Annotated in this window: 9 protein-coding genes; 4 read left to right on the top strand and 5 right to left on the bottom strand. The window is 60.8% G+C overall.

Translation table 11 applies throughout. The features are described from left to right. The first annotated feature begins 9 nt into the window (after positions 1–9). Genes ACYQ2I_RS17660 through ACYQ2I_RS17650 form a run of 3 tightly spaced genes read left to right on the top strand, consistent with a single transcriptional unit; the run spans position 10 to position 2,618 of the window. Positions 10–906 carry a MotA/TolQ/ExbB proton channel family protein gene (locus tag ACYQ2I_RS17660; RefSeq protein WP_460168354.1) on the top strand — a complete coding sequence of 299 codons (897 nt, stop codon included), beginning with the start codon at positions 10–12 and terminating at the stop codon, positions 904–906. Continuing rightward, positions 899–1,702, top strand: a complete 804-nt coding sequence (locus tag ACYQ2I_RS17655; RefSeq protein ID WP_460168353.1) for a zinc ribbon domain-containing protein — start codon at positions 899–901, stop codon at positions 1,700–1,702. Before ACYQ2I_RS17660 ends, ACYQ2I_RS17655 begins: the two co-directional genes overlap by 8 nt. Before the next feature lie 16 nt (positions 1,703–1,718). Then, entirely contained in the window at positions 1,719–2,618 is a 900-nt protein-coding gene (locus tag ACYQ2I_RS17650; RefSeq protein WP_460168352.1) for a hypothetical protein, read from the top strand. A 60-nt stretch (positions 2,619–2,678) separates the two neighbouring features. Here the strand turns inward: ACYQ2I_RS17650 and ACYQ2I_RS17645 are convergent, their stop codons facing one another. The 5 genes from ACYQ2I_RS17645 to ACYQ2I_RS17625 form a co-directional block, all read right to left on the bottom strand. Further along, positions 2,679–3,179 carry a hypothetical protein gene (locus ACYQ2I_RS17645; RefSeq protein ID WP_460168351.1) on the bottom strand — a complete coding sequence of 167 codons (501 nt, stop codon included), beginning with the start codon at positions 3,177–3,179 and terminating at the stop codon, positions 2,679–2,681. Between the two features lie 193 nt (positions 3,180–3,372). Continuing rightward, on the bottom strand, positions 3,373–6,252 hold the full coding sequence (locus ACYQ2I_RS17640) for a hypothetical protein (protein ID WP_460168350.1): 2,880 nt from the start codon (positions 6,250–6,252) through the stop codon (positions 3,373–3,375). Positions 6,253–6,688: 436 nt separating this feature from the next. Beyond that, positions 6,689–7,837 carry an alginate lyase family protein gene (locus ACYQ2I_RS17635; RefSeq protein WP_460168349.1) on the bottom strand — a complete coding sequence of 383 codons (1,149 nt, stop codon included), beginning with the start codon at positions 7,835–7,837 and terminating at the stop codon, positions 6,689–6,691. 182 nt (positions 7,838–8,019) lie between these two features. Further along, positions 8,020–9,966, bottom strand: a complete 1,947-nt coding sequence (locus ACYQ2I_RS17630; protein ID WP_460168348.1) for a hypothetical protein — start codon at positions 9,964–9,966, stop codon at positions 8,020–8,022. Next, positions 9,963–10,982, bottom strand: coding sequence for an extracellular solute-binding protein (locus ACYQ2I_RS17625; protein WP_460168347.1), 1,020 nt, complete (start codon positions 10,980–10,982; stop codon positions 9,963–9,965). The genes ACYQ2I_RS17630 and ACYQ2I_RS17625 overlap by 4 nt, the downstream gene beginning before the upstream one ends. A gap of 259 nt (positions 10,983–11,241) precedes the next feature. On the opposite strand from ACYQ2I_RS17625, the gene ACYQ2I_RS17620 reads away from it, so the two are divergent. After that, a complete protein-coding gene (locus ACYQ2I_RS17620; RefSeq protein WP_460168346.1) occupies positions 11,242–12,711 on the top strand; it encodes a Gfo/Idh/MocA family protein in 1,470 nt (489 codons plus the stop codon). Positions 12,712–12,734: the final 23 nt, after the last annotated feature.

Below are 12,734 nucleotides of genomic sequence, written 5' to 3'. Positions count from 1 at the left end.
GGAGAAATCATGTTCGAGTTTTCGCCATACGTTTCTGAGCCCGGCCAGTCGGTCGAAGCTGCATTGCAGTGGCACCGGCACGATCCCGAGCAACGTTTCGGGATTCGCGGCGGGCGATTCACCCGCGTCAATGCGATGTTTTCGGCCCTGGTGGCCGCGATCTTGACGGGACTTCTGTTCGGAGCGTTGACCCTGGCACCCGCCGATTGGGTTCCTTGGGCCGACATCTTGCTTCACCGCGGGCCGACGCAGTACGCCACCACATATCTGGCCGTGTGGTCCTTGGTGCTGCTGTTCATCAAGTGGCGCAAGTTGGTGTTTCAGCGAAAAGCACTGCGCTATCCCGTCGTGCCCGATTCGCCCGATTTCGTCCTCTCGCCGTTGACGGTCGATCAGGTCGTGGATCACGTGTTTGCGGCGGCGGACGAACCGCGGAACTTCATCCTCTACAACCGAATCCTGGGCGCCTTGTCGAACCTGCGCAACCTCGGTCAAGTGGGCGACGTCGATCGTATCCTTCGCTCCGCCGCCGAGCAGGACGAAGACGCACTCGAAACCAGTTACAGCCTGGTTCAAGGTTTTGTGTGGGCGATTCCCGTATTGGGTTTCATCGGGACGGTGCTCGGTCTGTCGCAGTCGATCGGCTCGTTCAGCCAAGTGCTGGCGCAAGGCGGCGACATGGCGAGCCTGACCAACGGGTTGCGCCAGGTGACCGGCGGCTTGGGTACGGCCTTCGATACGACCTTGCTGGCGCTGGTTTGCGCGCTGGTCATTCAACTGGCGATCACCGTGTTGAAAAAGGCCGAATACGAATTCCTCGAAGCGTGCTCGGAATATTGCAGCCGACACGTCGTCGGCCGCCTGCGACTGATCTTCGACGAGGTCACATCCGACAGCCATGCGTAGACGAAGCGGACCGAGCGTCAGCCTGTTTTCGTTCCAAGACATCATCACCTCGGTGATGGGGATCCTGCTGTTCGTCGCGCTGCTGTTGGCGTTGAAGTTGTTCCAAACGTCCGTGCAGGCGCAGCAGACGGCGACGATCGACATCGAGGCTTTGCGGCAAGAGATCGCCGAACTCGAACGCGAAATCGAAGCCCAAGAAGCCCAGATCAGCCGGCTCGCCGAAGCCCAAGGCAACATCCAAACGATCGACGCCGAACAAATCGAACAGCTCGCGCAGCGGGTCGAAAACCTGGAAAGCCGACTCGAAGAACTGATCGCAGAGGTCGCCTCCTTGCGGCAGGAACACCAAGAAATCGCCCTTCAAACCGGCCGGTTCGCCGAAGCCGCCCAACAAGAACTCAAAGACCTCGACGCCGAGCTGCGCAAGCTCAACGGCCTGGTCGCCCGCTTCAGCAGCGGCGAGTTGACCGTGTTCAACGTCGCGGGCTTCGAAACGCACGTCCGCTACGTACTCGACATGGGCAACGACGTGTGGATCGTCACTCGGCTCGACCAGGCGGGCAACGCAGTCGAACATTTTTCATTCACCGGTTCGCCCGGCGAGCGATTCAGGAAAGCCCTGGACTGGATCGAGTCGTTGTCCCGGCAAAGCTATGTGTTTCTGTTGATCCGACCCTCGATGCAGGACTACGGATGGAATCTCAACGAAAAGCTTCGGGAATCCGGCGTGCCGCACGGCTTCGAGCCGATCGGCGAATCGATGCAAGTCTCTTTCGCACCGCCCGTTCAACCGTAACGCGGGAGAAGTCATCGTGAAACGTGCCGGCGTCGGCGACAGCTTCGAGCTGATGCTCGATACGATCTGCAACACCTTCGGCGGGATCGTGCTGATTACGATCTTGCTGGCCGTGCTCACGCGCAATTCCGTCGAGTCAAAAGAGAAACAGCTTCTGGAACAACAACAGGCGGTCGTGTTGCAACAAGAGCGCGACCGCTTGCGCGAAAAGCAAGAGATGCTGCGTGAAGACATGGCCCGGCTGAACGAGGCGGCCGAAGGGCTGCCCGCCGAAATACGAGAACGTTGGCAAGCATACGCGGAATTGCTCGAACGGGAACGCATTCTCCAGACCGACATCGCCGCGCGCACGGACGAGATCGATCAACTTCGTACCGAGATCGCGCAGATGAATGCCGAGCGTAGCGCCCTCGAGCAGGAATTGGAGGAAAAACAAAAGGCGGTCGCCGACGCGCGCGAAAAAGTGAAAGATACCCTAGGCGCAAGCCAATCGGCCGTCGCTCTGCCGGGCGAGCGCGACAAATCAGGCGAAATCCGCGGCAGCATTGCATTGATCATTCGTTACGATCGCCTGTACGTGTGGCACCGGTACGTAAACGGATATCCCGTCGGATTGAACACCGCAGACTTCATCATCTTGTCGGATGGTTTGCTCGCGACGACCGTCACGCCGCGCCCCGATCGCGGTATTCCCATCACCAAAGCAAACGCCGGTCAAATTCTGCAACGGCTTCGACAATGCCAGGGCCGTCCTCGCGGAATCATTCTGCAAGTAGGCCTTTGGTCCGATTCGTTCGACGTGTGGCCTACCTTTCGCGAGATCGTCGTTTCGGCAGGTTATCATTATCGCCTGTTGATGCTGGAAGAAGGCGAATCATTGCAGGATCGCGGCGCCACCGACACTTATCACCAGTAACGTGACCGTGCCGAATGCGCGCACGTTCGACGCCGATTCGCATCGGAACCGCCGCGGCGATCAGCGGGGTTGTACGTTGGCGGCGGGGAGCGCGATCCGGTAACCGCCGTCGGCGAACCCCAACAGAAACAAATCGGTCCTCGGTTCGTCTCCGTCGATCACGATGATCTCGAGGGCGGCGTAGGGCTTCATGTTCGGCGTGTAACCCAGCGCGGCGACGCGGGCGGCGACCTGCTCGGGGGCGACCAAGGGAGTCGCCTCGGCACCGATCAACTCGTGGTCGAGAATGTCTTGGAATCGCGCACGGTAGGCGGCGACGACCTCGTCGGTCGCTCCGGCCGTGTAGGCCAATTCCATGACTGCCGAAACATCACCGCGATCGTGCGCCAAGCAATATTTTTCCAAGAAAGATTCGCGAAGCTCGACTTCGGCCTCGGTAAACGGCTCGGGCACTGTGAACACTTGGCGCGAGGCTTCGGTGTTCTGGGCGAACATGCGGAAGGCCGCCACACCGGCGACCACAACCACAATCGAGACGACTAGCGCAAAACGGGAACGCATCAGGTGGGTCCTCTCTGTTCCGTGCCCCTGGAAGGAAATAGCATGCAATCACCCGTCTGTCGGTTTCAACCCGACACAATCACGGGCAGTTTCGCAAAAAACGCACGTCGCAACGTGCGAGGCGGGAATACATCGGGTACAGGCCGCAAATTCGGCTCTGCCGACGGCCGGACGACCGCCCCCCGAAAGCAGTTCAATCGTCGAGGTCGATCAGGTCGGCCTTGGTAATACGGTAGGAACAAAAGCGGGTGCCGATGAAGATGCGCCGCTTGCCGGGAACGGCCCATTCCGGCGGCATCTTCAAATGGTCGTATGAATCGGTGTATTGGATGATCGGAATGCGGTTGACCATGACGGTGACGCCGTCGGCAGTCACCTCATAACTTACATAGTTCGGACGTTTCGAGCGCAGCAGCTTGTTCGGTCGAAATGTCGGATTCGACGAATCGGGGCCCTTGCCGTCGTACAACGCCAAGAATGCCGCATTCCCCTGCCGGCCCAAGCTCCAATCGAGTACCGCAGTAAACCAATAGTTTCGCCACGGCAAGCCGACGATGAATCCTTCCCGACCGGGGAGCTTTTCGCGATCTTCTTCTTTGCCGGCGGCCGCCAGCGGCTCGATCACCAAATCCAGCCGGTAGCGATCCGGCGCGAACACGTTGAATTGGACGCGCGGCGCGGGTTCCAGTGACGAAACCAATCCGCCTACCCGCTGCCAACTGCCCAACATCAGGGCCTTTCGCTTCATCGCCAAGTCGAGGAGGTCGATAATGCGTCCCGATTCGACGGCTCTTTCGCGGGCGCGTTCGAGTTCTTCACCGCGCAACTGCGGTCCGGCCAAGATGTACCACCAACCGGCCCGTCGTCGCGCGCCGCTTTTCAGCGGTTCTTCCAACGTATCGGCAAGCGCCCACCAATCGTCCGCGAGTTGAAGTTGCGATCGAGGCGACGTGGGCTTGGCGAGATCGGCCTGAGCGACCGTCTTCATCATGGCGTTGTCGCCTTTGACGAGCATCGGCAAGCCGCGTGTCCATTGGCGCTTGGCGAAACAATAGAAGGCACCGGCAATTGTATTGGCGTTCGGATCGTCGGGCGATTCGACCAATTGCGCCAGCGCCGCCTTGGCTTGCAGATAGGCTTGCTCGATCTGCTTCGCCCGCTCTTGTTTTGCTTCGAGATAGTCCCGCAATGCCAGGTCGCGCAGCTTCGTCGCCGTCATCGCGCCCGCTTTGACCAAAGGCGGCACGACGTCGTAACGATCGGCGTCGATCGCCGAGTCGATCAACCGATCGACCAATTGCACAAGTTCGTCCCGGGCCTTGGTCGCACCGACCTCTTTGGCCAATTGCTCGACCGTCTCGACGTGCAACTGCCAGGTGTCGACATCGAAGTACAGCCCCATCGAATCGACCGCCTCGATCGCCAACGACGGCGCTTCCCCGTCGACGGCCAGCGTGCGGGCTTCGTCGTACAACGTATAACGGACCGCGGGATTGTCACCGGTTTCGGCCGCTTCCTTCAACAGCGTCCGGGCGAGCAGGGCGCGGGCCTCGGTCGAACTGCGGGCGTCGCGATATTCCTTCTCGAATACGCCGTGGATGTCCAACCGCGCCGCGTCGATTGCGGCCAAATCGGGCACGGGTTGCTTGCCGCCGGCGACGACTTCCTCAGGTGAGGCCGGTTCGGTCTCGGTCGGTTGTCCGGCCGTGCCTTGGGCGAGTTGCTCGGGGGTCAACAACGAAAAGCCCGGCGCGATCTCGACGCGACCGATCGTCGCCGCCTCGTGCATCTTGGCCAGCAGCACGTTGTCGTACACGATCGCTATCAGGGCTCCGGAACCATCTTCCGGCGATTCGCCCGCCGACGCATCGGGTGGTGTTTCTTCAGGCAAGGCCGAAGGCGACTCCAACGCCCGGATCGTCAACTGCTGCTGACTACCGAAGTCGCTACCGGCCAACATCCACTGCAAATAATGGTCGCCCTGCGTAAAGACGCGACGAGACGCGTTCGCTGCGCCGTACTGCGATCCGGCTTGGGCCAGTAATGCACCGTCGAGATATACCGCCGAAACCGTATCGACCGACCCGTCACCGACGAGCTGGACCAGGGCGGTCGTCGTCCTGGAAACGCGAACGATCGCTTCAAGTTGCAACCGGCGTTCATCCGTCTCGGGTAGTCCGAACTGCCGGAGACACTGCTTCACGATGCTTTCGTTGAAGCTGTTTCCCGGTTGATACCGCAACACGACCCCGGCGTCGGTCGAGCCGACGACCATCCGGCCGATCATTCCCGGCCGATCGAAATCGTGCGCCGGATCGACGCCCGGCACGGGCGGTAAATTCAGGCCGCCGGGTAATGTTCCGCCGGGGGTAGGAACGACTGACGGCGGGCCCGATTCGGTCGGGACACCCGATTCGGGCGTGCCGCCGTTCTCGGTTCCCGCTGCCGATCCGCTTGGTAGCTGCGAAGCTTCCCCCGACGATTCCCCGGCAACCGCCGTGCTGCCGGTGTTCGGCGTCGCACCTGCATCGCCGGGCGCGTTCCCTTCGCGCGGCGTCGCCGGTGCCTGTCCGCCTTCTGAACCGCCGGTATCGGTCGACGGATTGGTCGCCGTCATGCCCGGCATCGCAGGGCCTTGAATCGCGGGTATCACCAGCACCGCCGCCACGATCAAAATGATGACCGCAGCCAGCGAGGCCGTCACATTCGGATGGGTCCACAAATAGGTCACCACTCCGAGCAGCGAGCGGACCGGCGAACGCCGCCGCACCAAAGGCCTGTCGGCATCGATGCTTATCCCCGCCTGCGAAAGTTGGGCGTCGTAAGCCGCTTTCGATTCGGGATTCAACAGTACGATTTTCGCGGCGTTGATTTCCTGAAGCAGCCGCGAAGCTTCCTCGGCATGTTCGCCCGCGAGAAACTGGCGAACGAAGATCGTCTGGCGATCCGCGGCCTTTTCGATGATGTCGGGGTCCGATTCGAACAGACTGATCCCCAACAGCCGATAGTAGTCAGGCGGCTGATCTTTTGGAGGAATTCCCAGCCAGACGTGATAGGGATCGAATGCAGCCATCGACGGTTCCTCTTGCTCTGTTCGCGAGGCGGCCGCGCCGCGATCTGCCGTCGGGCCTCTAAACCGACGACGAAACCGGCCGAAGGAACGGTTGCCGACGGCACTTTCTTCGACGTGCCGTGCCGAAAACGCCCTCGGACATCGCAGACCGCCAATATTCTATTATCGTCCGGCACCGAAACGACACAACCGCGAAACGGGCACAAACACCCACTCCAAAGGACAGGTTGCTTCCGTCTGGAGGGGGGCAGAGTCGAACGAACGGGAACCCCGGATCGCGCCGGAATTCGATGGGCGTCGAGTCGCAATCGCGACAAAACCCGTTTCAGGAGGAACCCGAAGTCTCTCTTCGAGCGACAAGAACCGCGAAAGCAATTCTTGGGGGGCGCCGCGGCCGCCGTGGCCGGTTGATTGCCGCAAGCGGCGGTTGAAAACCCTACTTTTCGTCCAACGGACCCGATGCGTGCATCAACGTGCCCCACGAGGCATGCGCCCCGCTCCACGGCTCGGGCCGAATCTGGGCGACGACCTGCCGCGTGAACGGCATTTCCAGGCCGGCGCGATCGTGATAATGGTGATAAACTCGCTCGTAAATACTCGAAAAACGGCCGCGAGCTTTATCCGAAATCGAACGATAGAAGTAGCGCCCCTCGTAACTGCGGTAAGGTACGTAGGGCACATCATGGCCGAGGTTGTATTTCGCGGTGTATTCGAAGCCTTTGGCCAGGCGGTTGTCGTAGGCCCCATACAGGTCGATGCCCTGCTTCCAGGCGATTCCGGCGGCGCAGCCCAGGTATCCCAAGCCCATCTGGGTATGTGCCTGGTCGCGGCCGGATTCTTGACACTCGCCGAACTCGTTGATGTAGTTGCGGACGGCTCCGTTTCCGACGCCGTTGAGGTAGTAATCGACCGCTCTCTTGAACATCGCCCGATCATCCAAAAACACGCCCATCGCCATCATCGTCTGGATCATCGAGGCGTCCCAGTTGCCGTTGGCCGAAGGATAGAAATCTTCGATGACGGCGTAAAACTGCTCGCGTAAGAATCGCTCGAAACGTCGCCTGCTTTCTTCCGGCCAACCCGAGGGCGTATGGCGAAGGATCTCGGCCGCGTTCGTATACGTGATGCCTACCATGCCCACCAGCAACTTCGCGTCGTGGCCGCCGATCGAGCGGACCGTTTTCGCGTACGCGTCGAGGATCTCGATCGCCTTTTCGGCATGTGCCTTGTTGCCGGTCACGTACCACTGGATGGCGTGGGAATACGCGGAAGCACCATCCCGAATCAGGTTCGTACCGCCGATATCAGGACGATTGCTCGGCCCGCGAACGATATCGGCCCGCGGTCGAGGCTGCCAATCGAGTTGCGAAAAATCGTGACTGCGCAGCTCGTCCCAGGCATCCTTCCAAGGTTGTTCTCCGGCCTTCACCTTGGCCTGGACGAATTCGAGTTCTTCGCGGCTGTGGAGAATGCCCGGATGCACAAACGCATCGGGAATTTCCACTTCGACGGCAGAAAGGGACTTTCCGAAAGAAAACGAGGCGGTCGCCAACAGACCGCACAGGGCAAGACGTACAGAAGACATGGAAAACCTCGTGAAGCAACTTCGATCGGGGGGACGATTTGCCGGTCGCACGAGGCGAGAGGATACGCAACGACCGGCGTACCAGGGCGGGATCACTATCGGCCGGCATCTGCGCAGGCTGGTGACCGCGATTCTTTACCCATTTTTGCCAAGGGTCCGTGGAACCGCAATGGCCTTTCGATTCAGCGCACCCGCGATCGGTTGCCCAATCCGACCGGTATCTGGCGGGGCACGATTTCCAACAGTCGCTCGAGCGATTCCCAACCCGAATTGCCGTTCGGCAGAATCCCGCCCCGCGACATGTTCGTTTCACGAGACTCTTCATCGCCTTGCGAGGAAATCACGTCGAAGAAGACAGGCTTGCCGAACACGAATTCTTGCGGCGGTCGCCCCAGGGCCACCGGCTGCAAGCGCACCGGTCCCGATCCGAGCTTCGATGCGGCAACGTCGATCGTGCCTTCTTCACCCAGGCAACGCCCGACCACGCGAGTATCCGATCGCACGACTAGGGCGAAAGCCCCGGGGCAGCGCAGGCGGAAAGTGATCGTCTCGTCTTCTCGCACGCGGACCGTAGGCGTCACCTCCTGTTCGAGAACCATGTCGTGATTGGCGAGGCGCACTTCCCACACCCGAGAACCGCAACTTGCAGCGACGTTGTCCAGCGTGCCGGTGATCCGCAAGCGATGGTAACCATCGGCAAATTGAGCGGTGTCGAAGTCGATTTCGCCGCCGGGTGCACAACTTCCGACATGACGGGTGTCGAGGTACGCATCGAAGCGGGCGACCGGGGTCGAGATCGGCTCCGCGATCGTCGGTCGCAGCACGACCGTACCCGACCAAGGTTTTGCCGTGTCGAGGTTTTCACACGCAGGCTCGGGGATCTCGGCCCAAGGACGACAAAGCGGATCGCCCACGATCAACAATTGATACGGTCCGAACACCGACTGATAGAAGGCCTCGACGGCGGTGCATCCACGAGCGTAATGCACATGCAACGTCGGAAAGGGAAACTTGGCCTGGATTGCATACGGCTCGACGACCGTTCCCGACGAAGCGGCGGCACCGTGGCGCAGAAACTCCGAAAGAGGCGTTTGAAACGCGGGTTTGGCCATCACACCTCCCAGGCTGGTCAAATGCTCACAGATCGCCCCGGGAAGGATCGTCGAACCGGAATCTTCCCACTCGAAAAACGCGGTTCCCATCATCACGCCCGCGCAATCGGGACGATTGTCGGGCATTTTGCCGACGACGATCTCGGCGTGAACCCCCAACTTCTCGAGCTGCGCCGCGACTTCGGGATAGGTATCGTGTCGCGTGCGCGAGCGGACGTCGTCGTTCTTCACGAAATAGATGGTGCCCGGCGGATGTGTACCGTCGGCCGCCGCGGAACGCCGCAGATAGGCGAGAATCTCATCGACCGTATTGCCGCGAGTATTCTCATCGTCGACGACGCCCAAGACCATCGACGCCAAATATTTCAATCCGCCCGAAGAGAGCAACTCGCCGTGCGCGCCGAATTGCAGATCGCTGCGAAAGGGCAGGGTGGGATGCCCCGCTTGCTCGGGAATCGCCCGCCGCATGTACTGGTTCGCCCGCAGGCTCATGTAGTATTGCGGCATCCGATTCATCACGCCCTCGGCCAGGTAGGTGAGCCCGTTGAGCGATCCCCGCATGGTCAGCGTCTTCGGCCATCTCGGTTTGTCGCTCGAATCGTCGGAGCCTTCGGCTTCTTGCTCTTTCAAGTAGCGCGCCACGTCACGGTTCACGTCGATTCCCCAGGGAAAGCCGGCGGAATAGACGACGCAATCGATCCTTGCCTTTTCGGCGCGGTCGCGGACCTCGGCCAAAACGGGCTTCAAAATGCGCTCGCGAAACGTATCGACATCGGTGATGTTCACGGTGGGGTCGAACGGCACGTACAAGACGTTTTCGGGCGGAATTTGCCGTAACGACCGATAATGGTTGGCGATCGTCAACGAATCGCGACATTCGGGATTGACGACCAGCAACACGTTCTCGGGTGCCAGGGCCTGCGCACACGCGGTCCAAACCAGGGCGATCCAACAAACGATTCCGATGTGCGATACGGCCCTGAAAAACAGCCGCCCTCGCGGTGCGACTCCGTTCATTGCAGGAACTCCTTGCGGAGAAACTCGGCTGCGGTGTCCCAATGTTCGACGGCTTGCTCGAAGTCGATCGGCATGGCTTTGATTTCGCGCGGCGTCTTGACCCGCACGTGAACATCGCATTCGTCGTGCAAGGGAATTTGCGCACTCGGACCGCCCGCCAAACGGGTTTCCACTTCTTTCGACAGCAGATAGTCGGCCAGTTGCTCGGCCGCTTCGGGATGCGGACATCCCTCGACGATCGCGATCGTGTTCGGAATGAACAACGTGCCGATTTGATCGGGGCCTTGATCGGGATAGACGATCCACACCGGACTGCCCCGCTCGATCTGAACGATGGCGTCGTCGGTGTCGGTCAAACCGAAGGCGATCTCGCCGGTCGAAACCGCCTGCGCCACCTGCTTGTTCCCTTCGAGAACGAGCACGTCGTTTTCCTTCAGCCGCCGGAAGAATCCGCGGGCTTCGTCGTCGCCGAGATGCGCAAACAGGCACGCGGCATGCGTGGCGGTCGTGCCGAAAAGCGGTTTGGCGATCGCCGTTTGCCCTTTCCACTTCGGATCGGCCAGGTCGAAAATCGAAGTCGGGGCTTCGTCTTCGGCGACACCTTTGTTGACGATCAACACGCGTGCGCGGGCGGCGAACCCGTACCAGGTTCCCTGCGATGAGCGAAACGCCTCAGGAAAATGCTCGGCTTGCGACGGATAGAACGGACGCAGCAGCCCTTCGCGATCGAGTCGCAGCGTGTTGAGGATTTCGTTGTTCCAAAACACGTCGCAACGGGGACGTTGCCGCTCGGCGCGGATGGCCTCGGCCAGCCCGACCGTCTTCGTTGCTTCGACGTCGTACTTGGCCGCAACGCGTGTGCCCGTACGGTGTTCGAATTCCTTGAGGATCGGCTCCGAAAACGGTTGATCGAGCGCCGTGTAGACGACGACCGTATTCGCCGAATCGTCCCGGCATCCCGGCATACAGAGCAGAATCGCCAGAACGATCAGCCAACCCCGCCGCGTGGTGTTCATGCTTGTGCCCCTTCGCGTGTTCGTTCGCGTTCGGTCGTCGAGGCCCGCCCCCGACGCGATTTCGTACCAGTGTATCGCAAGGCGGCCGGGGATTCAGCCCGCCTTGATTTCTCGCCGCTCTTTGCTGCAAGAAACGTTTTTTCTGGACTTCCGCGGCGCGCGATGGTTCAATGACCGGCGGTCGTTGTTCGGAATTCGTGCAGCGACGACACATCCGACTTCGTCCCGCTTCGTCAGTTACCTCGTGGAGGGTCCTACCATGACGCGTTATTCCCGCCGTCGTTTCCTCGGTACGGCCGCCGGCGGACTGGCCGCCGGGGTCGCGGTTCCCCTGTTCGCCCATTCGGCGCACGGCAGTATCTTCGGCGCGAACGAGACGATCAACGTCGGCGTGGCCGGTATCAACGGTCGCGGTCAGGCGCACATGGCCGCATTTGCACAAATGGAGAACGTCCGTGTCACATACCTGATCGATCCCGACAGCCGCCTATTCCCAAGCCGCGCGAAGAAGATCGAAGAACTCGGCGGCAATACCCCCACCTGCGTGCAGGACATCCGCAAGGCGCTCGAAGACGACGACCTCGATGCGGTCTCGGTGGCCACGTGCAATCATTGGCATTCGCTGATCACGATTTGGGCCTGCCAGGCGGGCAAAGACGTGTACGTCGAAAAGCCGTGCAGCCACAATCCGTTCGAAGGACGCAAGTGTGTCGAAGCCGCACGCAAGTACGGTCGCATCGTCGCCCACGGCACCCAAAGCCGCTCGAGCCGCAGTTGGGCCGTGATGACGGCCGCCGCCCGCAGCGGCAAGTACGGAAAGCTGCTGGTCTCGAAAGGCTATGCCAGCAAGCCCCGCTGGTCGATCGGGTACAAAGAAGTCAAGGATCCGCCGCCGGAACTCGACTACGATATTTGGCTCGGCCCGGCCCCCGAACTGCCCTATCACGAAAATCTCGTGCACTACAACTGGCATTGGTTCTGGCCGACCGGCAACGGCGAAATCGGCAATCAAGGCGTTCACCAGATGGACATAGCCCGCTGGGCGATCGGCAAGACGCTCCCCGACTGGGTCGTCAGCGCCGGAGGTCGTTACGTCGACGAACCGGACCACAACTGGAAAGATCAGGGCGAAACCCCGAACATGCAGATCACGATGATGGGCTTCGGCGATGTCATCCTGTTGTTCGAGGTGTGCGGGCTGGTCGGCAAATCGTGGAACGGCAACCGAAAATTCGACGCCAAGGTGACCAACGAGTTCTATACGACCGAGGGCGTCATTCGCGGCGGAAAGTTCTTCCCGCACGGATCGGACGAAGGCGAATCGCTGGACGTCGAGGTCGAGATGGGCCCCGAGAGCGACCATTTCCGCAACTTCATGGCGGCCGTCCGCAGCCGCAATCCGAAGGATCTCAATGCCGAGATCGAAACGGCACACTATTCGGCGGCGTTGTGCCACTTGGGGAACATTTCGTACCGCACCGGCGGCGAGGCGTCATTCGCCGAAGCAGCCGAAGCGTTCGCCGAAAACGATCTTGCGGCCGCGAGCTGGAAGTATCTCGAAGAGAATCTCGCCGGTGCCTTGGGCGTCGACCTGAACAAGCTCACCTGCACGCTGGGTAAACGCCTGCGGTTCAACCCGGCCGAGGAACGCTTCATCGACGCCCCCGAGGCCGACAAGCTCCTTACCCGCGACTACCGCGAACCGTACGTCGTGCCGCAAGAAGTGTAGGACCGGTTGCCGGTCTGTTTTCG

The organism is Thermostilla marina (assembly GCF_054657455.1).
The sequence above is the reverse complement of the archived record's forward strand: the minus strand, read 5'-3'. Positions and strand labels throughout refer to the sequence as shown.

Excerpts from the sequence above, each read along its gene's own strand:
- ACYQ2I_RS17660 (WP_460168354.1), top strand. The coding sequence starts at position 10 with ATGTTCGAGTTTTCGCCATACGTTTCTGAGCCCGGCCAGTCGGTCGAA.
- ACYQ2I_RS17655 (WP_460168353.1), top strand. The coding sequence starts at position 899 with ATGCGTAGACGAAGCGGACCGAGCGTCAGCCTGTTTTCGTTCCAAGAC.
- ACYQ2I_RS17645 (WP_460168351.1), bottom strand. The coding sequence starts at position 3,179 with ATGCGTTCCCGTTTTGCGCTAGTCGTCTCGATTGTGGTTGTGGTCGCC.
- ACYQ2I_RS17640 (WP_460168350.1), bottom strand. The coding sequence starts at position 6,252 with ATGGCTGCATTCGATCCCTATCACGTCTGGCTGGGAATTCCTCCAAAA.
- ACYQ2I_RS17635 (WP_460168349.1), bottom strand. The coding sequence starts at position 7,837 with ATGTCTTCTGTACGTCTTGCCCTGTGCGGTCTGTTGGCGACCGCCTCG.
- ACYQ2I_RS17630 (WP_460168348.1), bottom strand. The coding sequence starts at position 9,966 with ATGAACGGAGTCGCACCGCGAGGGCGGCTGTTTTTCAGGGCCGTATCG.
- ACYQ2I_RS17625 (WP_460168347.1), bottom strand. The coding sequence starts at position 10,982 with ATGAACACCACGCGGCGGGGTTGGCTGATCGTTCTGGCGATTCTGCTC.
- ACYQ2I_RS17620 (WP_460168346.1), top strand. The coding sequence starts at position 11,242 with ATGACGCGTTATTCCCGCCGTCGTTTCCTCGGTACGGCCGCCGGCGGA.